31 protein-coding genes and 1 riboswitch are annotated in these 24,771 nt (G+C 53.4%); of the genes, 13 read left to right on the top strand and 18 right to left on the bottom strand.

The window, feature by feature from the left end; translation table 11 throughout:
- Window position 1: 1 nt before the first annotated feature.
- The 9 genes from recO to rpoE form a co-directional block, all read right to left on the bottom strand.
- On the bottom strand, window positions 2–742 hold the full coding sequence (gene recO, locus LG323_RS06135; protein WP_404419872.1) for a DNA repair protein RecO: 741 nt from the start codon (window positions 740–742) through the stop codon (window positions 2–4).
- A 22-nt stretch (window positions 743–764) separates the two neighbouring features.
- A complete protein-coding gene (era, locus tag LG323_RS06140) occupies window positions 765–1,679 on the bottom strand; it encodes a GTPase Era (protein ID WP_310696031.1) in 915 nt (304 codons plus the stop codon).
- Window positions 1,676–2,353: a ribonuclease III gene (gene rnc, locus LG323_RS06145; RefSeq protein WP_310696033.1), complete on the bottom strand. Its 678-nt coding sequence runs from the start codon at window positions 2,351–2,353 to the stop codon at window positions 1,676–1,678. The genes era and rnc overlap by 4 nt, the downstream gene beginning before the upstream one ends.
- Window positions 2,354–2,360: 7 nt before the next feature.
- Window positions 2,361–3,197, bottom strand: coding sequence for a signal peptidase I (gene lepB, locus LG323_RS06150; protein WP_404420116.1), 837 nt, complete (start codon window positions 3,195–3,197; stop codon window positions 2,361–2,363).
- 17 nt (window positions 3,198–3,214) lie between these two features.
- Entirely contained in the window at window positions 3,215–5,014 is a 1,800-nt protein-coding gene (gene lepA, locus LG323_RS06155) for a translation elongation factor 4 (RefSeq protein WP_404419873.1), read from the bottom strand.
- Window positions 5,015–5,161: 147 nt separating this feature from the next.
- A complete protein-coding gene (locus tag LG323_RS06160) occupies window positions 5,162–6,580 on the bottom strand; it encodes a DegQ family serine endoprotease (protein ID WP_404419874.1) in 1,419 nt (472 codons plus the stop codon).
- Window positions 6,574–7,026: a SoxR reducing system RseC family protein gene (locus LG323_RS06165; RefSeq protein ID WP_404419875.1), complete on the bottom strand. Its 453-nt coding sequence runs from the start codon at window positions 7,024–7,026 to the stop codon at window positions 6,574–6,576. Before LG323_RS06165 ends, LG323_RS06160 begins: the two co-directional genes overlap by 7 nt.
- Window positions 7,027–7,047: 21 nt before the next feature.
- A complete protein-coding gene (locus LG323_RS06170; RefSeq protein ID WP_404419876.1) occupies window positions 7,048–7,710 on the bottom strand; it encodes a sigma-E factor negative regulatory protein in 663 nt (220 codons plus the stop codon).
- A gap of 136 nt (window positions 7,711–7,846) precedes the next feature.
- Window positions 7,847–8,425 (bottom strand): RNA polymerase sigma factor RpoE, encoded by a 579-nt coding sequence (rpoE, locus tag LG323_RS06175; protein WP_310696040.1) that lies wholly within the window; start codon window positions 8,423–8,425, stop codon window positions 7,847–7,849.
- Window positions 8,426–8,583: 158 nt separating this feature from the next.
- Here rpoE and nadB point away from each other — a divergent pair, with 158 nt between their 5' ends.
- Window positions 8,584–10,188 carry an L-aspartate oxidase gene (gene nadB / locus LG323_RS06180; RefSeq protein WP_404419877.1) on the top strand — a complete coding sequence of 535 codons (1,605 nt, stop codon included), beginning with the start codon at window positions 8,584–8,586 and terminating at the stop codon, window positions 10,186–10,188.
- A gap of 6 nt (window positions 10,189–10,194) precedes the next feature.
- Here the strand turns inward: nadB and LG323_RS06185 are convergent, their stop codons facing one another.
- Both LG323_RS06185 and LG323_RS06190 read right to left on the bottom strand, forming a co-directional pair.
- The gene (locus LG323_RS06185) at window positions 10,195–10,530 is read right to left on the bottom strand and encodes a hypothetical protein (protein ID WP_404419878.1); all 336 of its coding nucleotides are present in this window, start codon (window positions 10,528–10,530) and stop codon (window positions 10,195–10,197) included.
- A 25-nt stretch (window positions 10,531–10,555) separates the two neighbouring features.
- On the bottom strand, window positions 10,556–10,867 hold the full coding sequence (locus LG323_RS06190; protein ID WP_404419879.1) for a succinate dehydrogenase assembly factor 2: 312 nt from the start codon (window positions 10,865–10,867) through the stop codon (window positions 10,556–10,558).
- A 209-nt stretch (window positions 10,868–11,076) separates the two neighbouring features.
- On the opposite strand from LG323_RS06190, the gene LG323_RS06195 reads away from it, so the two are divergent.
- The 3 genes from LG323_RS06195 to lapB all read left to right on the top strand — a co-directional run bounded on the left by LG323_RS06195 (window position 11,077) and on the right by lapB (window position 12,947).
- On the top strand, window positions 11,077–11,367 hold the full coding sequence (locus LG323_RS06195; RefSeq protein WP_404419880.1) for an integration host factor subunit beta: 291 nt from the start codon (window positions 11,077–11,079) through the stop codon (window positions 11,365–11,367).
- Window positions 11,368–11,433: 66 nt separating this feature from the next.
- Window positions 11,434–11,739 carry a lipopolysaccharide assembly protein LapA domain-containing protein gene (locus tag LG323_RS06200; RefSeq protein ID WP_310696046.1) on the top strand — a complete coding sequence of 102 codons (306 nt, stop codon included), beginning with the start codon at window positions 11,434–11,436 and terminating at the stop codon, window positions 11,737–11,739.
- A 26-nt stretch (window positions 11,740–11,765) separates the two neighbouring features.
- Window positions 11,766–12,947: a lipopolysaccharide assembly protein LapB gene (lapB, locus tag LG323_RS06205; protein WP_310696047.1), complete on the top strand. Its 1,182-nt coding sequence runs from the start codon at window positions 11,766–11,768 to the stop codon at window positions 12,945–12,947.
- Here lapB and pyrF read toward each other — a convergent pair.
- The gene (gene pyrF / locus LG323_RS06210) at window positions 12,925–13,614 is read right to left on the bottom strand and encodes an orotidine-5'-phosphate decarboxylase (RefSeq protein WP_404419881.1); all 690 of its coding nucleotides are present in this window, start codon (window positions 13,612–13,614) and stop codon (window positions 12,925–12,927) included. The two genes, lapB and pyrF, sit on opposite strands and share 23 nt — an antisense overlap.
- 189 nt (window positions 13,615–13,803) lie before the next feature.
- Here pyrF and LG323_RS06215 point away from each other — a divergent pair, with 189 nt between their 5' ends.
- Entirely contained in the window at window positions 13,804–14,118 is a 315-nt protein-coding gene (locus tag LG323_RS06215) for a ComEA family DNA-binding protein (protein ID WP_404419882.1), read from the top strand.
- 60 nt (window positions 14,119–14,178) lie between these two features.
- Here LG323_RS06215 and LG323_RS06220 read toward each other — a convergent pair whose 3' ends face one another.
- Window positions 14,179–14,940 carry an SDR family oxidoreductase gene (locus LG323_RS06220; protein ID WP_310696050.1) on the bottom strand — a complete coding sequence of 254 codons (762 nt, stop codon included), beginning with the start codon at window positions 14,938–14,940 and terminating at the stop codon, window positions 14,179–14,181.
- Between the two features lie 279 nt (window positions 14,941–15,219).
- Between LG323_RS06220 and LG323_RS06225 the strand changes: the two genes are divergently transcribed.
- The 8 genes from LG323_RS06225 (at window position 15,220) to bfr (LG323_RS06260) (ending at window position 20,549) form a co-directional block, all read left to right on the top strand.
- A complete protein-coding gene (locus LG323_RS06225; RefSeq protein ID WP_404419883.1) occupies window positions 15,220–15,702 on the top strand; it encodes an FxsA family protein in 483 nt (160 codons plus the stop codon).
- 109 nt (window positions 15,703–15,811) lie between these two features.
- Window positions 15,812–16,099, top strand: a complete 288-nt coding sequence (locus LG323_RS06230) for a co-chaperone GroES (protein WP_310696054.1) — start codon at window positions 15,812–15,814, stop codon at window positions 16,097–16,099.
- A 66-nt stretch (window positions 16,100–16,165) separates the two neighbouring features.
- A complete protein-coding gene (gene groL / locus LG323_RS06235) occupies window positions 16,166–17,812 on the top strand; it encodes a chaperonin GroEL (protein WP_404419884.1) in 1,647 nt (548 codons plus the stop codon).
- Between the two features lie 116 nt (window positions 17,813–17,928).
- Window positions 17,929–18,088, top strand: a riboswitch (yybP-ykoY riboswitch).
- A 45-nt stretch (window positions 18,089–18,133) separates the two neighbouring features.
- The gene (locus LG323_RS06240; RefSeq protein WP_404419885.1) at window positions 18,134–18,697 is read left to right on the top strand and encodes a TMEM165/GDT1 family protein; all 564 of its coding nucleotides are present in this window, start codon (window positions 18,134–18,136) and stop codon (window positions 18,695–18,697) included.
- A gap of 90 nt (window positions 18,698–18,787) precedes the next feature.
- Window positions 18,788–19,162, top strand: coding sequence for a DUF6164 family protein (locus LG323_RS06245; protein ID WP_404419886.1), 375 nt, complete (start codon window positions 18,788–18,790; stop codon window positions 19,160–19,162).
- Window positions 19,163–19,252: 90 nt separating this feature from the next.
- Complete coding sequence (locus LG323_RS06250) at window positions 19,253–19,447, top strand: (2Fe-2S)-binding protein (RefSeq protein ID WP_310696059.1); 195 nt, start codon at window positions 19,253–19,255, stop codon at window positions 19,445–19,447.
- Window positions 19,448–19,604: 157 nt separating this feature from the next.
- Window positions 19,605–20,078, top strand: a complete 474-nt coding sequence (bfr, locus tag LG323_RS06255; protein ID WP_310696060.1) for a bacterioferritin — start codon at window positions 19,605–19,607, stop codon at window positions 20,076–20,078.
- A 3-nt stretch (window positions 20,079–20,081) separates the two neighbouring features.
- Complete coding sequence (gene bfr, locus LG323_RS06260) at window positions 20,082–20,549, top strand: bacterioferritin (protein ID WP_404419887.1); 468 nt, start codon at window positions 20,082–20,084, stop codon at window positions 20,547–20,549.
- 149 nt (window positions 20,550–20,698) lie between these two features.
- Here the strand turns inward: bfr (LG323_RS06260) and LG323_RS06265 are convergent, their stop codons facing one another.
- The 5 genes from LG323_RS06265 to LG323_RS06285 form a co-directional block, all read right to left on the bottom strand.
- Window positions 20,699–21,799 (bottom strand): ChuX/HutX family heme-like substrate-binding protein, encoded by a 1,101-nt coding sequence (locus LG323_RS06265; protein ID WP_404419888.1) that lies wholly within the window; start codon window positions 21,797–21,799, stop codon window positions 20,699–20,701.
- A 218-nt stretch (window positions 21,800–22,017) separates the two neighbouring features.
- Window positions 22,018–22,200, bottom strand: a complete 183-nt coding sequence (hemP, locus tag LG323_RS06270) for a hemin uptake protein HemP (RefSeq protein WP_404419889.1) — start codon at window positions 22,198–22,200, stop codon at window positions 22,018–22,020.
- A 314-nt stretch (window positions 22,201–22,514) separates the two neighbouring features.
- The gene (locus tag LG323_RS06275) at window positions 22,515–22,820 is read right to left on the bottom strand and encodes a hypothetical protein (RefSeq protein ID WP_404419890.1); all 306 of its coding nucleotides are present in this window, start codon (window positions 22,818–22,820) and stop codon (window positions 22,515–22,517) included.
- A gap of 99 nt (window positions 22,821–22,919) precedes the next feature.
- Window positions 22,920–23,813 carry a LysR family transcriptional regulator gene (locus LG323_RS06280; RefSeq protein WP_404419891.1) on the bottom strand — a complete coding sequence of 298 codons (894 nt, stop codon included), beginning with the start codon at window positions 23,811–23,813 and terminating at the stop codon, window positions 22,920–22,922.
- A complete protein-coding gene (locus tag LG323_RS06285) occupies window positions 23,810–24,748 on the bottom strand; it encodes a sodium-dependent bicarbonate transport family permease (protein ID WP_404419892.1) in 939 nt (312 codons plus the stop codon). The genes LG323_RS06280 and LG323_RS06285 overlap by 4 nt, the downstream gene beginning before the upstream one ends.
- Between the last annotated feature and the right edge of the window lie 23 nt (window positions 24,749–24,771).

Here is a 24,771-nt window from a genome sequence, read left to right on the forward strand (position 1 = left end):
ACTACTCCGAAGTCTTGGGTCGGATGGTTGAGCTTGCCAGCTGTTGGAACAGCTGACGGCTTTGCAGGGGTTTGTTGCCCAGCAGAGGTTGCAGCAACTGGCGGGTCAGGCGCTTGGCCGTCTTGCGCGTTGCCGGGTTCTGCCAGTCATCTGCTGCTATGGCCAGCAGTTGCTCACCGGCATACAGTGCTGTGCTGGCCTCCGGGTGATTTCCGGGAGGCCGGGGAACAAATCCCTGCCCGAATTGATAGGCATAATACCAGCCTGGCAGCAGAGACTCACCCGTTACCGCCTGCCAACTGGGGGCATAACCCAAAGCCTCCAGCAGACTGAGCTCCAGCCGCCGCAGGGCCGGTTCACGCTGTTGGGTATCGGCCAGGAGATTAAGCAGCAGGGAATAATCGCGGAACAGTGTCTGACAGGGTTGCCCCGCCAGCAGCAGGCGGCTGATGAGTTCATTGGCATAGAGGCCGCAAACCAGGGCTTCACCCTGAAACCAGTGGGGTGCGCTGGTGGATTCCAGACCCACCAGGGTTTTCAATTCATGGTGACCCTTGAGGCGAACTTGCAGGGGAGTAAAGGGTTGCAGAAGGGCACGATAACGACTCTTGCGACTGCGCACACCGCGCACCACCGCATCCACACGGCCCTCTTCCAGGGTCAGCAACCAGGCCAGTGAGCTGGTTTCCCGGTAAGGCCTGGCATGCAGCAACCAGGCGAGCTGGTAGTCATTGACTGTCATGGCAGCACCTTGCCGCGAAGCGCTATTCCTGGCCGGTGTAACCCAGGCTTTTCAGAGCACGGGCATCATCGGACCAGTTGCTTTTCACCTTGACCCAGAGGTTGAGCATCACCTTGGATTCAAAGGCTTTTTCCATATCCAGACGGGCATCGCGGCCGATTTGTTTGATCTGCTGGCCCTTGTCACCAATGATGATTTTCTTCTGGCCTTCACGTTCCACCAGTATCAGGGCATGAATATGCAAAACATGGCCCTTTTGTTCAAACTTTTCAATTTCCACCGTGGCCGAATAAGGCAGCTCTTCACCCAGCTGACGCATGATTTTTTCCCGCACCAGCTCGGAAGCCAGAAAACGTGAACTGCGGTCGGTCACCTGATCTTCGGGGAAAAAATGCGGGCCTTCCGGCAAGCGTTCATTAGCGGCTTTGACCAGTTCGTCCACCTGGTTGCCCTGCAGGGCGGAAATGGGAATGATCTGGTCGAACTCACGCTTCTGACTGATTTCTTCAATAAAGGGCAGCAGGGCCTTCTTGTCTTCCAGCCAGTCCACCTTGTTGATGGCCAGAAGAACCGGGCACTTCAGATATTGCAGACGTTTGAGCACCAGGTCGTCTTCATCGGTCCACTTGGTGCGATCCACCAGGAAAATCACCACATCCACATCACGCAGGGCGCGGCTGGCGGCATCATTCATGTAGTGGTTGATGGCCTTGTCTCTTTCCCCCACGGCCAGGTGCATGCCGGGAGTGTCCACGTAGATGCACTGGGTCGGGCCTTCAGTGTGAATACCCAGAATCTGGTGGCGAGTGGTTTGCGGCTTCTTGCAGGTAATGCTGATTTTCTGGCCGAGAATACGATTCAGCAGAGTCGACTTGCCCACATTGGGACGGCCCACCAGGGCAATGTAACCACAGCGGTTGGCAGTAGTCGCTGTCATTTGACCTCCAGCGCCTGGAGCGCTTTTTGTGCAGCTTCCTGTTCAGCATGGCGACGGCTGGGGCCAATACCCAAAGGATACTGATCCAGTTGCTCGATCACACATTCAACCGTGAACAGCTGAGAATGAGCTTCCCCTTCCACCTGCACCACTTCATAGCGCGGCAGGGCAAACTGACGGGATTGCAAGAATTCCTGCAGACGGGTTTTGGGGTCTTTCTGGGTGTCATTCAGAGTCAGGTTGTCCAGACGCCCGGAAAACCAGTCCAGCACCCGCTCACGGGCAACCTGCATACCGGCATCCAGGTAAATGGCGCCAATCACGGCTTCCAGGGAATCGGCCAGGATGGAGTCCCGACGATAACCACCGCTTTTCAGTTCTCCCGAACCCAGGCGCAGGTAGTCTCCCAGGTTGAATTCCCGGGCCACTTCCGCCAGGGTCGCACCCTTGACCTGGCGGGCACGCAAGCGCGAAAGCTGACCTTCCCGGGCTTCTGGAAAACGTTCGTAGAGGTCTTCAGCAATCAGAAAATTAACGATGGAGTCACCCAGAAATTCCAAGCGTTCATTATTGTGGTTGCCCTGGCTGCGGTGGGTCAAAGCCAGATCCAGCAGTTGAACATCATTAAAAGGGTGACCCAAAGCCTTGATTAAAGGGTCCAGTTTTTTCTTCACTTCAATTTTACTCAATTCTTCTAAAAGCGGTGAAATCGGGCAGGCTTAACAATTCCGGCCAATGCATCCAGACAGCAACGGCCTTGCCCACCAGGTTTTCTTCAGGAACAAAACCCATGACCAGAGGCATGCCCCGGTCATTGAAATAGCCGGGTATCAGCAAACAACCGCTGGAGTCCTTGACCTCACCCTGGCACCAGAAACGGCTGTCGTTACTGTGGTCACGGTTATCACCCATCACAAAATAATAGCCTTCGGGCACCTGAATGTCAGGAAAGTCGAAGGTTCTTGGCGGGTAGTTGTAAACTTCGTGCTCGGCTTCACCCAGAGTTTCTTTCCAGAGCCATTCGCCGGGCGCATCACTCGGGTATTTTTCCAGCAGTTCACGGCCAACAGGTTCACCATTGACGGTCAGCATCTTGTTAGCATAGCTGACGGTATCGCCGGGGGTGCCGACCACACGCTTGATGTAGTTGAGGCGCTGATCCAGGGGATACCGAAAGACCGCCACATCCCCCACCTCAGGGTCATCCACCTCAAGAATTTCCTTGTTGATCACCGGCAGGTGAACGCCATAACTGAATTTATTGACGAGAATAAAATCGCCCACCTTCAGCGTGGGCAGCATGGAGCCGGATGGAATCTGAAAAGGTTCAAACAGGAAAGAGCGCAACACCAGAACCAATGCCAACACCGGGAAAAAGGAGTTGGAGTATTCCACAATCAGTCCGGGCTTGGTTTCCCCGGAAAACTGCTGACGGCGTTTTTTGAAAAACAGCTTATCCAGCAGCCAAACAGCGCCGGTAAAAAAGGTGGCCACCACCAAGACAAGGGCAAAATCCAGATGCATTGTTTTGTTTCCTAGTTATCCACCTGCAAAACCGCCAGAAAGGCATCCTGCGGAATTTCCACACGGCCCACCTGTTTCATGCGTTTTTTACCGGCTTTTTGTTTTTCCAGAAGTTTCTTTTTACGGCTGGCATCACCGCCATAACACTTGGCCAGAACATTTTTGCGCAAGGCTTTTACGGTTGAACGTGCCACGATTTGTCCACCCAGGGCGGCCTGAATGGCAACATCAAACATTTGGCGGGGAATCAGCTCTTTCATTTTCTCAACCAGGGAACGCCCCTTGCCGTGAGCCAGATCACGATGAACAATCAACGCCAAGGCATCCACTTTTTCGCCGTTGATCAAAATATCCAGGCGCGCCAGCTTGGCGGCTTCAAAACGATCAAAGCTGTATTCCAGGGAAGCAAAACCCCGGGAAGCTGATTTCAAGCGATCAAAGAAATCCAGTACTACTTCCGCCATGGGAATGTCATAGGTCAGCTGCACCTGGTTACCCAGATACAGCATGTCCTTCTGCATACCACGTTTTTCGGTACACAGGGTAATCACCGGGCCCACCATTTCCTGGGGGGTCAGAATACTGCAGCGGGCAATCGGCTCGCGCATTTCCTGGATGTTGGCCGGGTCGGGCAGGCGAGTGGGGTTGTCCACATAAATCACATCCCCGTTCTTCATCAGGATTTCATAAACAACCGTGGGTGCGGTGGTCAACAGATCCAGGTTGTATTCACGCTCCAGGCGTTCCTGGACGATCTCCATGTGCAGCATGCCCAGGAAGCCACAGCGAAAACCAAAACCCAGGGCATCCGAGCTGTCCGGTTCAAAAAACAGGGAGGCATCATTCAGGGACAGCTTGTCCAAGGCATCCCGAAAGTCTTCAAAATCATCGGCGGAAACCGGGAAAAGACCGGCATAAACCTGGGGCTTGACCTTCTTGAAACCGGGCAGACTGGCAACATCCGGTGTTTTGGCATGGGTGATGGTATCGCCCACCGGTGCCCCATGAATCTCCTTGATACCGGAAACCAGAAAGCCGACTTCACCGGCCCGAAGCTCCTGTTTTTCCACACGCTTGGGGGTGAAAATGCCCACGCTGTTGGCATCCCACTGCTTGCCCGTGGATTTCATCAGAATCCTGTCACCCTTCTTTAGGGTACCGTTTTTAATCCGCACCAGAGAAACCACACCCAGGTAGTTATCAAACCAGGAGTCGGCAATCAGCACCTGCAGGGGGCCATCCGGATCGCCTTCAGGCGGTGGGATCTGCTCAACCAGTCGCTCCAGAACCTCTTCAATGCCCAGACCGCTTTTTGCGGAGCAGCGCACGGCATCCGTGGCTTCAATACCGATAACGCTTTCAATTTCCTCGGCAACTTTTTCCGGGTCGGCTTGCGGCAGATCCATCTTGTTGATGACGGGCACAACCTCCAGCCCCTGCTCTATGGCGGTGTAGCAGTTGGCCACCGACTGGGCTTCGACGCCCTGACCGGCATCCACCACCAGCAAGGCACCTTCACAGGCTTCCAGAGAGCGGGAAACCTCATAGGAGAAGTCAACATGGCCGGGGGTGTCGATAAAATTCAACTGGTAGACTTTGCCGGAGCGGGACTTGTAATCCAGGGTCACACTCTGGGCTTTGATGGTAATGCCCCTTTCGCGCTCCAGATCCATGGAGTCCAGAACCTGCTCTTTCATTTCCCGATCGGTCAGACCTTCACAGAATTGAATAAAGCGATCAGCCAGGGTGGATTTGCCATGGTCTATATGGGCGATAATGGAAAAGTTGCGGATATGCTCAAGACGACTCACGTTCACCTGCACTGGAAATAGGTCTATAAAAAAAGGAAGGTGCCGAGTGGGTAATGAAAGCTCGACACCTGGATGGAATTTCTCTGAAAACCGATAAAGTCTACCTGATTAGCTGCCCGAGGGAAACTTCGGACAGCTTTAGCAAGACTATTCCGTAATGCGCAGGGCCACAAACAAGGGGTTGCCCTGGCGAATCAGACGCACGGCAAGGGATTGTCCGGAAGGCAAGTCAGCCGCCAGCTCGGCCAGTTGGCGAGGCGTTTCCACGGGCCGCCCTGCCAGAGAAACCAGAACATCCCCGCGGCGAATTCCCGCCTGGGCCGCTGGGCTTTCCGGGGCCACCGAAACCACCTGGACACCTGATTCCACAGACCAGCGCTCCTTCATAGCGGCAGGCAGGGGTTCAACCTGCAGACCCAGACGACCCGCTGCCGCAGGCTCATCTTCTTCGGGGCGTCCTGATGAAGCCCTGGGGTTTTCCGGCCTTTCACCGACAGCCACCTGCAACTCCAGGCGCTCCCCGTCACGCAGGATGACAAACTCCCCCTCTTTGCCTGGGTTCAGTCTGCCCACAGCTGGAGGAAGGTCGGATGAGGTTTCTATGTCCACACCTTCCACTTCCAGAATGATATCCCCGGTTTGAATACCTCCAGCCGCCGCCGGACCCTCAGGATCAACATTGGCAATCAGGGCACCCTGGGGCCGATCCAGGCCAAAGGATTCGGCCAGATCCCGATTGACTTCCTGGATCACAACACCCAGCCAGCCACGGCTGACGCGGCCATTTTCCCGCAACTGCTCAGCCACTTCCATCGCCACCTGCATGGGAATCGCAAAAGACAGACCCATGAAGCCGCCCGAGCGGGTGTAAATCTGGGAGTTGATGCCAATAACTTCACCGTCCAGGTTGAACAGGGGGCCACCGGAATTACCCGGATTGATGGCCACATCCGTCTGGATGAAGGGAACATAGGTTTCGTTGGGCAGGGCGCGACCCTTGGCACTGACAATACCGGCGGTGACCGAGTGCTCAAAACCAAAAGGCGAGCCGATTGCCAGCACCCATTCACCCACGCGCAATTGATCCGAGTCGCCCAGACGGGCCACCGGCAGGCCGTCAGCATCAATTTTCAGCAGGGCCAGATCCGTGGAGGGATCGCTGCCAATCAGTTCTGCCACCAGCTCGCGGCGGTCACTCAGGCGCACAATGATTTCTTCAGCATTTTCAACCACGTGGTTGTTGGTCAGCAGGTAGCCATCTTCCGAGATAATAAAACCCGAACCCAGGGACTGGCGCTGACGCTGGCGTGGTTGTTGAGGTTGTTGCTCTTCAAACTCTTCAAAAAAGTGCCGGAAAATATCCGGAACCTGCTGGCCGGGAGGAAAACCGCCCTGGAGTGAACGCTGCTGAACCTTTTGCGTGGTACTGATATTAACAACAGAGGGTGAGGCCTCGCCCACCAGATCCGTGAAATCAGGGAGACCCCGTGCGGCTGAAGCATTCATGCTCCATAGAATGGCCAGCAACAGGATCAGACCTGAAAAGGCTGATTTTTTGTTCAACATTGACTTGACTCCAGTTCACACTTGGAAAGTATTTTTTGTATTAAAACAGGTTTGGATTGACCGGCATAGCGTCTGGCCAACAGTAAGCCAGCCGTCAACCCCAGCGAGGCAAACAGCAATTGGTGTAAAACCGCAGAAAAACCCAGAAATTCTGCAGCCAGACTGGCAAGCAGAAGGGTGACCAAAGGCAGGGCAAACTGCAGCCAGGCGGCACGATTCAAGGTGGAGGCATCCACACCCAATTCGACCCGGTCACCAATTTGCAGCGGCTCCTGGCTTTCCACTTCAAGAAGCGGTTGTGAGGCACTCAGCCAGCGCGATAACAGCCCCTGGCCGCAGCCCCCGGCCAGGCCGCAGGAGGCACAACCCTGCGAATCACAGGCCTTGACCCAGGCACGGCCTTGATCCACGGCTATCACTTCGGCCTCTTGAGTCACCTGGTTCATGCTGGCTGCCATGGTCAAAGATTATTGGGAGGCTGCAGGCTGAAGTGAGACACGGTTTTCAACGGGAGAAAAGTTGTCGGCGTTGGCCTCTGAACGCGACTGCATCAGCTGTTCACCCGTGGCATAGTTCACCAGGGATCGACCGGTAAAGGCCTCAGGGGTGAAAGGCGAACGCGGTGAAGAAGAGGCCTGCAAAACCGGGCCATTGAGATTTTCAGAGCGAGCCCTGTTGGCTGGCTGAGTTGTTTCCTGTTCAGGTTGCTCCTGTTGATTGGCCACAGGCACACCACCGGGCTGAACCGCCTCTTTGCTGGCATTGAACACCTGAACGCCGGTAATCACCAGCAAGGCAACCGAAGCGGCCAGAGCACCACCCCGAAACCACTGGGCTTTATCGGTGCGGTGGCTGACACTGGGTCGGGTAGAAGCAGAGGGCTCGGCCTCCATTTCCAGCTGCTGCATTACTTTTGCGGAAATATCCACCTGTGCAGCCTGTGGGTGGCCTACACCACGCAAATCACCCTGCAGGATTCCGTGCACCAGATGATAGCGCCGCCATTTGTCACCCAACTGCTGCTCCAGCTCCGGCGACCCCTGCATGGCGGTCAACAGGCGCGGCAGTTCCAAATCGTCACCAGCAGCATCCATAATTGATGAAAGGGACTGGTGCAGTTTTTCTGTCATGCCTCATTACCTCTTTATCACTGAAAAGCAGAAGTTGCATCTATCTACTAGACATCCTGACCCGGATTTGGTTTTACCGCTCGGCAAAAAAAATCCCACATTTTTAAAATGTTTTTGCAAGTGTATTGCAATACCGTCAGGCCATCAGGCTGTCCACGGCCTTGTCAATGGCTTCACGAGCGCGAAAAATGCGCGAGCGAACAGTGCCCACCGGGCATTGCATGACCTCGGCAATTTCTTCATAACTCATACCATCAAATTCGCGGAGGCTGATGGCCGTTTTCAGATCGTCCGGCAGAGCATTGATGGCCGAATAAATACGTTCTTCCAGCTCATCCCGCATCAGATTAGCTTCCGGGGTATCCGAATCCTTCATCTGCGGTGAAACCGAATAAATCTCCGCCTCGTCAATATCCACATCATTACCGGGGGGGCGACGGCTTCTAGAAACCAGGTGATTTTTGGCCGTATTGATGGCAATTCGATACATCCAGGTATAAAAAGCACTTTCTGCACGAAAGTTTCCCAGGGCGCGATAAGCCTTGATAAACGCTTCCTGTGCTACATCCTGCATTTCATGATGATCCTGAATATAACGCCCGACGAGGGCAATAATTTTATGCTGGTATTTTTTTACCAAAAGGTCGAAGGCGCGTTTGTCGCCTTTCTGAACACGTTCGACCAGACGCTGATCAGTTTCCCTTGCGCTTGTCATCAGGTACTCCAGAATAATTGCCGGTCAGCCTTTCCCTGCCCTATCCGGTCATGTAAATCTTAGACTTCAGAATGCCTATACCTTAGCATGATAGTGATGACTCAAGAAGTCAGGAAGCTGCTGTATACTAACAGGCTTTTCTTTCTCCGGAGCCAAAGATGCTACCCACCCGTGAATTTGATGTGATTATACTGGGCACCGGCGCTGCCGGCATGACCGCAGCCCTGCACCTGGCCCCCAAGTATCGCGTGGCCCTGCTGAGCAAAGGCAACATGGGTGAGGGTTCAACGCGCTGGGCTCAGGGTGGAATAGCCACGGTCATTGATCCTGAAGACACTCTGGAAGCACACATTGAAGACACCCTGATTGCCGGAGGGGGTCTTTGTGATCGCGACACCGTAAACCAGGTGATCACCGAAAGCCGCACCAGCATTCAGTGGCTGATTGACCAGGGCGTACCCTTCACGCCCGCCAGCCAGGAAGATGCCACCGGCCTGGCCTACCATCTGACCCGGGAAGGGGGCCACAGCCACCGACGGGTCTTGCATGCGGATGATGCCACCGGCATGGCGATCATTGATGCCCTGACCGCGCGGGTGAAAGAGCAGAGCAGGATTGAGGTCTTTGAAGGTCACATGGCGGTTGACCTGATTACCCGCCATAAACTGGGGCTGGCCGAACAGGCCTGCGTGGGCGTGTATGCTCTGGACAACAGCTGCGGAAAGGTTCGGGCTTTTTCGGCCCCTGCCGTCATTCTGGCCACCGGGGGTGCCAGCAAGGCTTACCTCTATACCTCCAACCCCGACGGCAGCTCCGGGGATGGCATTGCCATGGCCTGGCGAGCGGGTTGCCGGGTCGCCAACCTGGAGTTCAATCAATTCCACCCCACCTGCCTCTACCATCCCCAGGCAAAAAGTTTTTTGATCAGTGAAGCCTTGCGGGGAGAAGGAGCACAACTGCTGCTCCCGGATGGCCAGCCTTTCATGCAGCGTTTTGATGCCCGCCGCGAGTTGGCACCCAGGGATATAGTGGCCCGCGCCATTGACCATGAAATGAAGCGCCTGGGGCTGGATCACGTTTGTCTGGACATCAGCCACAAGCCCGCCGAGTTCATTCGCAGCCACTTCCCCACCATCTACAAACGCTGCCTGGAGCTGGGCATCGACATCACCCGCAAACCTTTGCCGGTGGTTCCTGCCGCTCACTATACCTGTGGAGGTGTTGTCACTGATGACAAGGGGGAAACCGACATTCCAGGACTTTATGCGATTGGTGAGTGTGCCTTTACCGGCTTGCATGGTGCCAACCGCATGGCCAGCAATTCATTGCTTGAGTGCGTGGTTTATGGCCGCCTGGCCGCGGAGGATCTGCTGCAGAAAACACTGAATAGCAGGCTGCTACCCGAGCCACCGCCCTGGGATGAAAGCCAGGTGACCGACTCCGATGAAGATGTGGTGATCAGCCACAACTGGGATGAGATCCGACGCTTCATGTGGGATTATGTCGGCATCGTACGCACCAACAAGCGTCTGGAAAGAGCCAGCCACCGCATCAAGTTGCTGCAATCGGAAATCCACGACTACTATTCCAACTATCGCATCAGTGGCGATCTTCTGGAACTGCGCAACCTGGCCACCGTGGCCGAGCTGATCATCGAATCAGCGCGTCTGCGCAAGGAAAGCCGGGGACTGCACTTCACTCTGGATTACCCGGAACCGGCTGCCGAAGCCAGAAACACCCTGCTGACACCTCCCCGATGGTAGCTTCGCTCAGGGTTTGCGCAGATACGAGCGCAACTGGCGTCTTTGCTCGCAACTCAAGGCATCTGGCCACAGCATCCAGCTGCGCAACCCCAAAGGACGCCAGGGCAGATAAAACACCAGCCAGGTGAAGCTTCGCCACAGCATGGCAGAAGGCAGCAGGTGCAATTCACCCTGACCATCGGTAATCCACCAGCGGCCTTCCTGAAACTCAATACGACGGGGTGCCTGAGCGCCAAAATCAGCTTTCCAGCGCTGCCAGGTCAGAAAAGCCAGGGGCAAAACAAGCACGGCCACCCAGGGTTGAGGATGCAAAATCAAAGCCAGGGTAACCAGCAGGCTCACCGTGACCAGGCAGACCCGCCCCCAGTTAGAGACCTTTAAATTGACTGCGATCGCCGTTTTCTGCATGTTCAATGATTTGATTGACGATAGCCTGCAATGAGGGATCTTCAGTTTCCTCACGGCGCATCAGCCAGGTGAACAGATCCTGGTCTTCCAGAGTGATCAGGCGCCGGTAGTCGGCTTGCAAGTCTTCACTCAACTGGTCATAACATTTTTCCAGAAAAGGAATCAGCAGCAGATCCAGTTCCCACATCCCGCGTCGGCTGTGCCAGTAAAGGCGCTTGCGCTCAGGGCTCTGGGGTGTTTCTTGGGCGGGAATTGCTGAATTTGTGGTCATTGTCGTCTCTTGAATTGCGGCCAAAGGGAAAAGAAGCAAGTCTAAGCGCAAAGTGGCTGCAAACCAACCGTCATTTAATGATCCGGCAACCCTTTCCTAAGCAGTTGTTTGCAAGCCAATTATTGTGTATTTGACAAAAGCCCACTATGCTTGCAGTGTCAAAGAAAAACAACCAGCCTAGCGCCAACAACCCAGGCACGGAGAAGGGCATGACCAAGTCTGAACTCATTGAACAGCTAGCAATGCGCAAACCTGAGCTGAGCATCAAGCAGGTGGAGTCGGCAGTCAAACTGCTGTTGGATCAAATAACCGAAAGCTTGGCCACGGGTGGACGAGTTGAAGTTCGCGGTTTTGGCAGTTTTTCGTTACATTACCGAGAGCCACGCCAGGGACGCAATCCCAAAACAGGTGACAGTGTTGAGCTGAGTGGTAAGTATGTGCCTCATTTTAAACCCGGGAAAGAATTGCGTGACCAGGTCAATGCAGCCGCAAAATTCTGAGCACTGACCGGCCACGGCCCTGAACCCATTTCTCCAGGGTGTTACTGCTACACCTTGAGGTCTTTTATGCGATTAATTAAATCCCTTTTCACTTTCCTGCTGGTCATTGCCTTACTGCTTCTGGGCATCTGGTTCACACTGCGCAATCAGGCTCAGGTTCCCCTGGATTTACTCTTCATCCAATTACCGGACAACAGCCTGGCACTGTGGCTGATCCTTAGTCTGATCACCGGTGCCCTGGTGGGCCTGCTGCTTCTGCTGCCCTGGTTGACTGGCTGCAAGGCCCACAGCATGAAACTGGAGCGTCAACTCAAACAACAGCAAAAAGAACTCCATCAACTGCGCACTCTCAGCCTTAAATCACCTGAATAATTTCGCTTTACTGACTGGCTGACATCATGCTGACGGATTTTTTACTGCTTTTTCTTCTGGTTTTCGCCCTGGCGACAGGCTGGTGGCTGGGGCGTCGCGAAAAGTTTCGCCGTCAACCACCGCCCGGTACCCTGCCGGAATTAAGCAAAGACTATTTTGTGGGCCTGAATTACCTGCTGAACGAACAACCGGACGAAGCCATCGATACCTTTGTTCGCGCCCTGGAAGTCAACTCCGACACCATTGAGACCCACATTGCCCTGGGCAACCTGTTTCGTACCCGCGGGGAATCCGATCGTGCCGTGCGCGTTCACCAGAATCTGTTTGCCCGCCCCAGCCTGAGTCGTGAACAGTCGGAGAGAGTGCAACTGGAACTGGGCAAGGACTTTATGGCCGCCGGACTTCTGGACAGAGCCGAGCGCTTGCTGGAAGAACTGGTCAACAGCCATTCCCAGGTGGGCCGCAGCAGTCAACTCTTGCTGGTGGATCTTTATGAGCGTGAGAAAGAATGGCAGAAAGCGATCCACACTCTCACCTCCAGCCTGCTCAAGGAAAACCCCCGTCTGCACAAGGCCGCGGCTCACTATGCCTGTGAACTGGCCACGGAGCTGCTCAGTAAAAACAACTTTGCTGCAGCGCGCAAACAGCTTAAACAAGCCCAAGCCTTTGATGCAGCCTGCATTCGCGCCACTCTGTTGATGGCCCAGCTGGAGTTGCAAAGCGGTAGTGCCAAGGCCGCCATCCGCCTGTTACTCAGAATCCCCGGACAGGACCCCAGCTATATACCCGCCATGCTGCAAACCCTGGTGGATGCCCACCTGCTGCTCAAGCAGCCCGGAGAACTGGCCAACAATCTGGAAAAGCTGCTGCGGGAGCATAGCTACACCTCCATTCTTCTACACTTGGCCGAAACTCTGCGCAGTCTGGACCGTCATCAGGAAGCCCTGGAAAAGGTCAGTCATCACATGCGCCAGCAGGTTTCCCTCAAGGGCGTGGACTACCTGATTGACCTCTACCTGGATCAGGCTTCAGGTGAGGAAAGAGCGCACCTGATCACTCTGCGCAACCTGACCCGCCAACTGCTGGAGCACAAACCGGAACACCAATGCACCAGCTGTGGCTTTCAGAGCGTCCAGCTTTACTGGCAGTGCCCCAAATGCCGGGAATGGGGCAGCATCAAGCCCATTATTGGGGTAGAAGGCGAATAATTTCCTGCAGCGCCTGCCCCGGATCTTTAGCCTGGGTGATGGGCCGCCCCATGACCAGATGAGTACTGCCGGCCTGCATGGCTGCTTCGGGCGTCATAATGCGCTGCTGGTCACCCACATCATGGCTGGGCAAACGTATCCCCGGTGTGACCTTCAAAAACTCCCGGCCCAATTCAGCCGTTAAAAACTCTGCTTCGCGTGCCGAACACACCACACCCTGCAGACCTGCCTCCTGAGCCAGGCGGGCCAGGTGTAAAACCTGATCTTCAAGATTGCGGCTGACGCCGGTTTCAGCCAGATCCTCGGCACCCATGCTGGTCAAGACCGTCACTGCAATCAACTGAGTCGGCAGGTTGTTTTTGACCAGCACCTCGCTGGCTGCTGTCATCATTTTACGTCCGCCACTGGCATGGACATTGACCATCCACACCCCCTGATCAGCCGCCGCCAGAACCGCCTGGGCGCAGGTATTGGGGATGTCATGAAACTTGAGATCCAGAAAAATTTCAAAGCCACGCTGGTGAAGTTGCTTGAGTATCTCGGGGCCGCAGCGGGTAAACAGCTCCTTGCCCACTTTGACACGACAGAGTTGGGGGTCGAGTTGGTCAGCCAGACTTAACGCCTGAGCTTCCGATGCCACATCCAGAGCCACAATAATCGGGGTCACAGGTTTCTCCGTAAGGTGTGAATTTTTGCAGCGGAAATTATAACAAGTTCACTGGAATTGCGTGGCATCAAAAAAACCGGCCTGGCGTTTTTTCCATACAAGAATCTGCCTTTTTCTTTTCTAGAGTGAATCCATCAGCGAGCAAAGCTGATACCCCTTTATCCCGCAAAAAACCAAGAGGAACCAAGGATGCAAGGAATTAACTTCAAAACCCTGCCCCTTCTTCTGGCTCTACTCATCGGCCTGGGTTTAACCAGCGGCCAGCTTTTGGCCAATACCGATGAAGAGCAACAGCAAGCCGTCAGCGCCAGCCAGCAACTCAACATCAATCAGGCCACTGAAGAGCAACTGGTCAGCCTGCCGGGAATCGGGCCAGCCAAGGCTTCGGCAATCATTGAAATGCGCAAAAGTCAGGGGCCTTTCAAAAGCCTGGAAGAGGTACAGGAAGTCAACGGCATCGGCCCGGCCACAGCCAGCGACATTCAGGAACTGATCATTTTTTAACCGAAAAAAAGCCCGCTGTCCTCAAAGGGGAGAGCGGGCCTGGAAGCGTCTTCAGAAAGACTAGATGCGCAGAGCACCATTGCACTCCACCACACTGCCGGAAAAGTAATCATTTTCCATGATGTAGCGCACAGTGTGGGCAATCTCACCGGGTTCGCCAAGGCGCTTGAGAGGCACGCCAGCCGTGATTTTAGCCAGCACTTCTTCAGGCATGGCCGCAACCATGTCGGTAGCAATAAAACCAGGAGCCACGGCACCGGTACGAATACCATAGCGGGACAGCTCTTTGGCCCAGGTCACGGTCATGGCCACCACACCGGCTTTGGCTGCAGCATAGTTGGTCTGACCCATGTTACCGGCACGCGAGATGGACGAGATGTTGATAATCACACCCTTGCTGCCCAACTTGATCATCTGGGCAGCCGCTTCACGACCACACAGGAAGACACCCGTCAGGTTGACGTCCATCACCTGTTGCCAGTTGCTGAGTGACATCTTGCCGGTCACTTCGCCATTTTTGGCTTTGACCAGCAGGCCGTCACGGGTAATACCGGCATTGTTCACCAGTACATCCAGGGCACCAAAGTCCTGAACGATCTTCTCAAAAGCCGTTTCGACTGCGGCTTCTTCCGAAACATTAACCAAGTAATAACGAGCTTCGCTACCGGCTTCCTTGACCAGATCAACCGTTTCCTGAAGTTTTTCTTCATTTAAATCCAGCAGAGCCAGCTTGGCACCCTGAGATGCCAATTCGATGGCCATGGCGCGACCCAGGCCTTGTCCACCGCCTGTTACAACAACTACAGAGTCTTTAACTTGCATACTTCACCTCGAATAAAAAATATGGAGCCGCCCTTTTATTGGTTCTTTATGTGGACTGGCAGCAGGTGATGCGGAGAGTTTTTACCCCCACTGACTAGCAATATAACCCATCATCTCGCACATGCGAAATAGGTTTTGCAAAACTCAGTGTAAAAACACGACTCAACGGTCACTTTCAGCAAAATTTGCTGTCCACACTTGAAGTAAAGGCGGTTAAACTCCATTGTAATTCCACGATCGCCTGCAAAGGCCAACCCACACTGAGTCCAAGGTAAATCTATGCCCCTGCTTTTTTTAATCCTGATCTGGCCCCTGGCAGAAATCTGGCTGATGATCCAGGTGGGTCAGCAGGCGGGTGCCATGAACACCCTTCTGCTTATCATCACCACGGCGGTTCTGGGTCTGCTTCTGGTGCAACTGGAATGGCGTCGCCTGGCACTGACCCTGCGAACCCGGTTGCGTGAAGGCAAGGAGCCGCTGGGCCTGATCCTGGAAACCGCTGCGGTTGGCCTGGCCGGGGTGCTGCTTTTTATACCCGGCTTTATCTCGGATTTTCTGGGTGTGCTTTTTTTACTGCCCTTCACCCGAAAATTCATCATCAGGCCCTTGAAAAACAAACATGGCACCACCACTTTCCAGTACCGTGAAACCTCTTATCGGGAAAAACCTGATGACCCCTTTGCCGGACAACAGGATGAGCAGATCCGGGAGGGCAAGGTGCTGGAAGGCGAATATCAAAGAAAAGATGATAAGCGCCCTTGAAAAACCACCAACAGCCCCCATTATGCAAAGCGGGAAACAGGTTTTACCCTGTACACGCACATGGGGCTTTATCCCCAGTTACTGTTGAACCACCAGGAGACATTCAGCAATGAAAATCCGTCCTCTGCACGATCGCGTAGTCGTTCGTCGAATGGAAGAAGAAACCACTACACCCGGCGGCATCGTACTGCCCGGTAGCGCCCAAGAAAAACCATCACAAGGCGAAATCATTGCAGTCGGTGAAGGCCGCTTTGCAGATGGCGAAGTACGCCCACTGGCTGTAAAAGTCGGTGACAAGGTGATTTTCGGCAGCTATGCCGGCAGCACCGTGAAAATCGATGGTGAAGAACTGCTGATTCTCAACGAAAGCGAAATCTTTGGTGTTCTGGAAGGCTAAGGTTCAAGCAACCGCCTGACAGTAAAACTCAATCTAATTTATCAAGTTAAATAACGGGAAACGAACATGGCAGCTAAAGACGTACGTTTCGGTGATGACGCTCGCAAACGCATGATCGCCGGTGTCAACATTCTGGCTGATGCAGTAAAAACCACCCTGGGCCCCAAAGGCCGTAATGTAGTGCTGGAAAAATCCTTTGGCGCGCCTACTGTCACTAAAGATGGCGTATCCGTTGCCAAGGAAATCGAACTGGAAGACAAGTTTGAGAACATGGGTGCTCAGATGGTCAAGGAAGTGGCTTCCAAGACTTCCGATGTCGCCGGTGACGGCACCACCACAGCCACCGTTTTGGCCCAGGCCATTGTCAACGAAGGCTTCAAGGGTGTCACTGCGGGCATGAACCCCATGGATCTCAAGCGCGGCATCGACAAAGCGGTTGTTGCAGCGGTTGAAGAAATCCGCAAACTGGCCAAGCCTTGCACAGACGGCAAGTCCATTGCCCAGGTCGGCACCATTTCTGCCAACGGCGACAGCCGCATTGGTGAGATCATTGCTGAAGCCATGGATAAAGTCGGTAAAGAAGGTGTTATCACTGTTGATGAAGGCCGTGGCTTTGAAGACGAGCTGGAAGTGGTTGAAGGCATGCAGTTCGATCGTGGCTACATCTCACCTTACTTTGTCACCAACCAGGACAACATGTCGGCCGAACTGGAAGACCCCTACATCCTGTTGATCGACAAAAAAGTGTCCAACATCCGCGAACTGTTGCCGATTCTGGAAGCGACTGCCAAGAGCAGCAAGCCTCTGCTGATCATCGCTGAAGACATTGAAGGCGAAGCCATGGCGACTCTGGTGGTCAACTCCATGCGCGGCATCGTTAAAGTGGCTGCGGCCAAGGCACCCGGTTTCGGTGATCGTCGCAAGGCCATGATGCAGGATATTGCCATCCTGACCAATGGTACTGTGATCTCTGAAGAAGTGGGCCTGACTCTGGAAAACGCCACCATCGATCACCTGGGTACAGCCAAGCGTGCGGTTCTGACCAAAGAATCCACCACCATCATTGATGGTTCCGGCCAGCAGGAAGACATCGAAGGCCGCGTCAAGCAAATCCGCGCCCAGATGGAAGACACCTCTTCTGACTACGACCGTGAGAAACTGCAGGAACGTCTGGCCAAACTGGCTGGCGGTGTTGCCGTTATCCGCGTAGGTGCTGCAACTGAAGTGGAAATGAAAGAGAAGAAAGCCCGTGTTGAAGATGCCCTGCACTCCACACGTGCTGCCGTTGAAGAAGGCGTGGTTGCCGGTGGTGGTACTGCCCTGATCCGCGTTCTCGGCTCCTTGAAAGTCAAGGGCGACAACGAAGACCAGAACCACGGTATCACCATGGCTCTGCGTGCGATGGAAGCGCCTCTGCGCCAGATCGTAACCAATGCCGGTGCTGAAGCTTCCGTTATTGTTGCCAAGATCAAAGAAGGCACAGGTAACTTTGGTTACAACGCCCAAACGGGTGAGTACGGCGACCTGGTGGAAATGGGTGTTCTTGACCCCGCCAAGGTCACGCGTTCTGCCCTGCAGTCCGCTGGCTCTGTAGCCGGTCTGATGATCACCACCGAGTGCATGATTGCCGAGCACCCTGAAGACAAGTCTTCCGGTGGCATGGGCGACATGGGTGGTATGGGCGGAATGGGAGGCATGGGCGGCATGATGTAATGCCCCCGGCTTTCTAAAAGCTCTTCCCGGCCCCGGCTTTCTTTTGAAAGCCGGGGCTTTTTTATAACTACCGGGTTCTTCTTATTGCAGGCCGTTGCAGAATTTGTTTCAATTACAACCACTTCGCAGGGGAGTAGTCGCACTGTTGCAAAACAGTGGCTTGCATCAACATTCTTGACCCTCATGGTCATGGTGCAGGCGGCTCAGGCTTGACGAGACCTGTGATGCTGATTTTCCGCCCTGGAAGGGGCTGCCTTTGGTCGGGCGGTGAAAATCCAGCATCACGGTACTTGATCAAACCGCCCGACCCGGAGTTATTCAATGGAAGCTTTTCTCACTTCAACCCTGACCGTCGGTATTGCCGAAATGGGCGACCGCTCGCTTTTTCTGGCCCTTCTCTTTGGTATTCGTTACCCGCACCCCTGGCCTGTATTTTTGGGTATGGCCCTGGGGTTGTTCCTTAATCAGGCAATCTCTGCACTCATTGGTGTCTGGGTGTTCAACTGGATTCCCGCAAGTGCCCATGCCTGGATTCTCAGCGTGATCTTTTTGGCAATGGCCATCTGGATGCTTTTCCCTGAAAAAGAAGAAGAGGAAGGCAAGCCGGTCATGACCAAACACGGACTCTTCTGGGTGGCTGCGGTCAGCTTTTTTATTCTGGAAATGGCCGACAAAACCCAGGTTGCCGTCATCAGTCTGGCCGGAGCTTTTGATACCTACTGGCCAGTTGTCCTGGGAGCTTCCCTGGGCATTTTATTGGTCACCACACCGGCTCTCTGGCTGGGTCAACGCTTTGCCCACTGGCTGCCACTCCAGAAAATCAAATATGTTTCTTCGGCAATTTTTGTCCTTTTGGCTGGCTGGATGCTCTTCCACGCCATTTAACCAGCCGTTCAGCTTGTAAATGTAGAAATAGCGGTTAAAGTAGCCTTACTGATAATAAGTATTTTATGTTCACCAATGCTAGGGGCAAGCATGGCCGTTTTACTCTTCAAACTCAGCAATGTACCGGATGACGAAGCCCAGGAAGTGCGTGAACTTCTCGATGAGCAGGGGCTGGATTACTATGAAACCACAGCAGGACGCTGGAGGCTGGGCGTTGATGCCATCTGGTTAAGCAACAATGAAGATGCCGAGGTGGCCAGCAAGCTCTTGCGCAACTACCAGCAGGAACGTCGCAACAAAGCCAGGCAAGAGCAGGCTGATTTGCAAGCTCGCGGCCAGGCGCCCCGATTCATGGACAAACTGGCAACCCAACCCGGCAAGGTGCTGCTCTCCGGACTGGGCATCCTGGCCATACTCGCACTAGGTCTCATCCCCGTCCTTTGGTTGCTTTTTTACAACCATTAAAAAATACAAATAACAACAATTACCACTTGCAATGTCTCCTCAAAAACACTAATCTAATCACGAACAATTAGCGTTTACAGGAGACAAACCATGTATGTTTGTATCTGCAAGGGTATAACTGACCGGCAAATCAAGGCATCCATTGCTGAAGGTGCTGGTTGCATGCGTGACCTCTACAAACAACATGATCTAGGCAGTCAGTGTGGCAAGTGTGTTTGCGCGGCCAAACAACTCCTGGATAGTGAAATTCAAGCCTGTAACCGCTGTGAAGTCGTGGCTGCTTGACACTCAAACACCAGTAGCCCCGCAAAATACCCCTGCTTTTTTTGCCTAATTCGCTTGGGCACGCTATCCTACACCCTGAAATTGCCAGCCAGCCCCAGATCAACCAAGGCAAGCCAGCTTTCCCATTCATCTTTGGCATAAATTCAGGGTGCTTATCATGCAAGGCAACTCAGCCATCAAAGAACAGCTCAACAAGGTACTGACCCTTGAGCTCACCTCCATTAACCAGTATTTCCTGCATGCCCGCATGTTTCGTAACTGGGGTTTTGAAAAGCTCAACAAGGCAGCTTACAAAAAATCCATTAAGGACATGAAACAGGCGGATGAACTCATCGAGCGCATTTTATTCCTTGAAGGTCTACCCAATCTTCAGCATCTGGAAAAGCTGCGCATTGGTGAGCACACCCAGGAAATGCTGCAGTGTGACGAAGACCTGCAGCTGGACAGCATCCAGCTACTGCGTTCTGTCATTGCACTTTGCGAGAAAGAGCAGGACTTCATCAGTCGCCATCTGCTCCAGGAAATTCTGGAAGATGAAGAAGAGTATCTTGATTGGCTGGAAACCCAGCAGCACCAGATCAAGGAAATGGGTATTGAGAATTATCTGCAAGCAGCCATGGCGGAGGAATAAATCATGAAAGGCAATCAAAAAGTTATTGACGCGTTAAACCACCTGCTCGGCGGCGAACTGACCGCCATGGATCAGTATTTCATCCACTCGGAAATGTATGCCGACTGGGGTCTGAATAAACTCTATGAGCGCATTGCCCATGAGTTTGACGATGAAAAACAGCATGCCAAGGCACTGATAGAGCGCATCCTGTTTTTGGAAGGCAAACCCGACATGGTGACCCGTCCAGCCATCAATATTGGTACCGATGTCAAGGAAATGCTGAGCAACGACCTGAAACTGGAATACCAGGTGGTTGAAGACCTGAAAAAGGCCATGGCTCTGTGCGAAAAAGAGCAGGACTACCAGACCCGGGAAATCCTGCGCCAGATGCTGGGAGATACGGAAATGGATCATGCCTACTGGCTGGAAATTCAACTGGGCCTGATTGAGCGCATTGGTATGCAGCACTACCAGCAATCTCAGCTTTAAATCATTACGGCTGGATCAGAAGCGCCTCCCCAAAGGGAGGCGCTTTTTTTATCAGTCCAGGGAAGCCAAAAGCGGTGCCAAAAGACTGAAAGCCAGACCCAAAGCGACCAACTGCAACCAGAGTTTACTTTGCAACATAAATTCCTCCCCTATTGCAGGGCATTAAAGAGTTCACGCAGAACCAGATTTTCAGGCTGCCGTGATGATTTATCTTCACTGACCTGAAATACTCGTTGGCCCGCATCAGCAAACACCTCCAGAGAACTAATCCAGCCATCGCCCTGAGGCTTCCTGACAACCCAGGCTTCCTCAAGCAGTTGCGGATTGAAGTGCAGACAACCCGCCGGATAACCGATACAAACCTCCCGATGTTTAAGGCGTGGCGGCTGCAGACTTCCACGACAGGAGTGCACACAGGCATCGGTATAAAAAGCCAGCTTCAAACCCGGTTTTGCCTGGCTTCGGGGAAGCAAGGCCGCTTCGGTTAAAAGCTCCGTCAAAGCATTCAGGCTCACCTGACGCGCCAGCTTGGGCCCCAGTGCCTGAAGCCCAGCCAAATAGCTGACTTGATGCCGCGCCAATAAATAACTGACCTGGTTAGGGTCGGCCATTCTGCGCCATTCCAGTTGAAAGCGGCCCAGATCTTCAGGGGGACAGCTGTTGAATGCCTTGGTTCCTGTACTGGAAAACAAGGGCCGAGAAGCCTTGACTGCCCCCATCCCTTTAAAGGCTTCCTGCAAGCCCAGCCAGGCGGGCTGATCACTGGAATCCAGTGCCTGGATCTTGGCAAAACGCTGCCCCTGGCGATTAAAAAATTGCAGGCTTTTTTCTGTTTCACCCTGGCTGTTTTCCTCTTCCACCAGACAGCCCCAGTACCAGTTCTCCAGGATCAGTTTTAATTCCAGGTGCTGCGTCACAAACTGCAATCCCAATTGATGCGGATCATCCAGGCATAAATCGGGCGATGTAAAGCATCCCTGGTATTGAGCCCAACCCAGCTCATTGAACGTCAGGAGCTGAACTTCACCCAGGCTGGGCAGCAGATATAGCAGTGAAAAAACATCCTGCAGGGGCCAGACCGATTCTTGCCCTAAACGCGAGGCCTGCAGCTCGCCTTCACTGGTGGAGAGTAAACGACTCCAACCTTGTAGGCCCAAGCGTGGATGTGCCTGACGAACACCCACCAAAGCCTGATAAACAATTGTGGAACCCGGTTTGAAATAAGAAGGAAGTTCGACCAAAGCGTTCATATCTGACTCCTGTTGCAGACTGGCTGACATGTCATGAAAAGAGCAGATGCTTTGGCTGGCTAAACGAATTCGTATTGCTTGCTGAGCACCAACGATAATGATTATCATTTAATTTATTGACCCTGTCAAGGATCAGACTTCCGAAAAAAAACCACAAAAAAACCCGGACCTGCTGGCCGGGTAAAATGCTCATTTGCCTTGAACCTGATACAGTTAAACTACTTGGTCAGTATCAGTTTGCCTTTGCTGGTAATACGCAGGGTGTAAAGTTCACCTTGATGCTCTATCTGCAATTGGCTGGAGTCACCTGTGAAAAGCTCTTCACTTCGAATTACAGGGCAGCCTTTACCGGCTTGATTGCTTTCTGAAAGGCTTTTATTTGAATCGCTTGCATTTTTCACTGGCCATGTCCCTTTCAGTTGGATGCAAAAAAAAGCCGCCCGTAGGGGGCGGCCAAGACTCGCTTGATGATGAGGAGAACCTAAAACAGCTTGGGAACCTGTAGACCGCAACCTGCTTTTTGGTTAGAGCCTCTCGGCCCATGCGTTAAAGATAATCAATCTCATTTATGTTTGCAAGCACTTTTTTGAGATTTTTTATCATTTGCATCAACAGCGTGAAGTCAGGCCAGCCTTGTGCTCATCAATATCTAGCCTTAAGGCATAAAAAAGCCGGCGTTTTACTGCCGGCAACCCATTAGAGCATCAAGTCAAAATCAGGCTATTGCCTGCCAGGGAAGTGCTTCGGTTTCCAGTGCATAAACATGAAAGGCTTCTGGACCAAAAGCATCCACAGCTGTGGCCAAGTGCTCGTAGCGTGCTGGGATGGGATCACCCGTGTGGAAAACCCGTAACTGCACTGAATGCTCAGGCAGCGTGATATCCAGAGGCACCTCAATCCAGACAAACACCGACTTCTCGGTCACCAGGTATTCGCTGTGCAAAATGCGAAAGCCTTCACGAAGACGAATGCAATTGCCTTTTGACCCGGTTTCCAGACGAAATTTATGAACAGTTCTCATGGCGCCCTCCTACATCAGTGGTGTGATTGCAGAATAGGCCAGAGATCAACAAAGAAAAACAGGATTATTATTAGAAATACATCGAAAAAAACGAATTTTTTAAGAATGCACCCAGGCGCGAAGCAGTTCCCGAACGCCCAAATGCTGAGGATCAGGCGTACGTGTCAGGGCCAGCAGGGTGTCTTCCACGCCTTCGATCACGGCCAGCTCCTCCACCCCGTACTGACGGCATACTTCATCACCAATCGCATGAGGGGCTGCAAAAATCCCTTTTCCCTGACTCCCAAAGACCTTGATCAGGGCACTGTCATCAATTTCAGCGACCAGATGGGGTGTCACTCCCTGCTTCTGGAACCAGAGCATCAGGTGTTGGAAGTAGGGCGTACTAAAGGAGGTGGCCAGCAATGGCTCGCCTTGCAGACTTTGCGGAAAACCGGCCTGCAACTGGTGAACTTTTTCAGGTGTGGCAAAGAGCCCTAAAGGGGTCGTCAGCAGCGTGTGAGCGGTCATGTTCCAGGTGGAATAATCATCCGGCAACTGATCCGTCAGCACCAGGTCATACTCCTGCTTTTTCAACCCATGCACCAAAGCGGCAATCTGCCCGGAATGGCAGCGCAGATTCAAAGGCCGTTCCAGTTGCGTCAAGGGTTCCAGGAGTTGATAAGCAATCAGCTTGTGAATGGAAGCAGCAATGCCGACCTTGAGCTTCAATGGCCCCTTGCGTTCAAAATCTTCAATGCCCGCTTGCATTTCTTCCGTCAAAGCAAAAATTTGTTCGGCATAGTGAAACGCCCACTGGCCTTTTTCAGTCAGCTTAAGGCTGCGGTTTTCACGACGAAACAAAGGCTGGCCGAAATGATTTTCCAGACTGCTCAGTTGACCGCTCAGGGTTTGTGGAGTCAAGTCCAGCAATTCGCTGGCTTTGGCTATGGAGCCTTCCCTGGCAATCAGCCAGAAGTAATGCAGGTGCTTTAGATTCAGCCGCGTACTCATCCAGCCCACTGGATCAGTTGGTGATAAAGCGGAATACCCACCAACACATTAAAAGGGAAAGTCACCCCCAGGGAGGCCAGCATGGCCAGACCAATATCGGCTTCAGGTATGGCATTGCGAATGGCGACAGGTGCGGCGATATAGGAGGCACTGGCAGTCAAAGCAGCCAGAATCACTGCCGAGCCTTCCGGCAGCGCCAGTAGAGAAGAAGCAAAAATCCCGAAAAATGACAGCAGGACTGGAGCCACCAGGGCAAAGGTGATCACCCGCCAGTAGTGCCAGCGTACTTTGCGCAGAGTTTCCGAGGCGACCAGGCCCATTTCCAGCAGAAAGAGCGCCAGCACCACAGCAAAGCTGCCCGTCAGCAGTTGAGTGACCTGAGCCCCTTCCTCATAGCCGTAGAGGGCACCGATGATCACCCCCCCGACCAGAAGCACAACACTGCGGTTGGTAAAGGTTTCGTGCAGCAGGGATTTGATCTGGAAATCACCCTTCTGGCTGCGGGTCATCTGATAGACGGTCAAAGCCACCAACAAGGCGGGAAGCTCCAGCAAGACCAAATAAAGCGTGACCTGACCTCCGGTCTCCAACTGGTGAGTCATGGTATATGCCAGGGCAACGGCAAAGGTACCCGCACTTACTGAACCATAATGAGCGGCAAGACTGATGGCATTGGCAGAACCCAGGCCCACCAGAATACGCAGCAAAGGAATCAGCAGCAGTGGAATCATGAAGCCCAGGGCCAGGACAACCCCCACTTCCAGCATCAGACCGGACGAAAAATTGCCATGCAGCGCCATACCGCCCTTTAGGCCGATGGTGAGCATCAGCAGCAGGCTCAAGGTATCGTAGGCTGCTTTGGGAAGGTTCAGGTCTGATTTCAGCAAACCTGAAATGACACCCAGGACAAAAAACATCGCAACGATATCTGGCATCTTCAACTCCAAAAATAAAAAAA

The sequence above is a fragment of the Marinospirillum sp. genome, assembly GCF_044810985.1.
Classification (GTDB): domain Bacteria; phylum Pseudomonadota; class Gammaproteobacteria; order Pseudomonadales; family Halomonadaceae; genus Marinospirillum.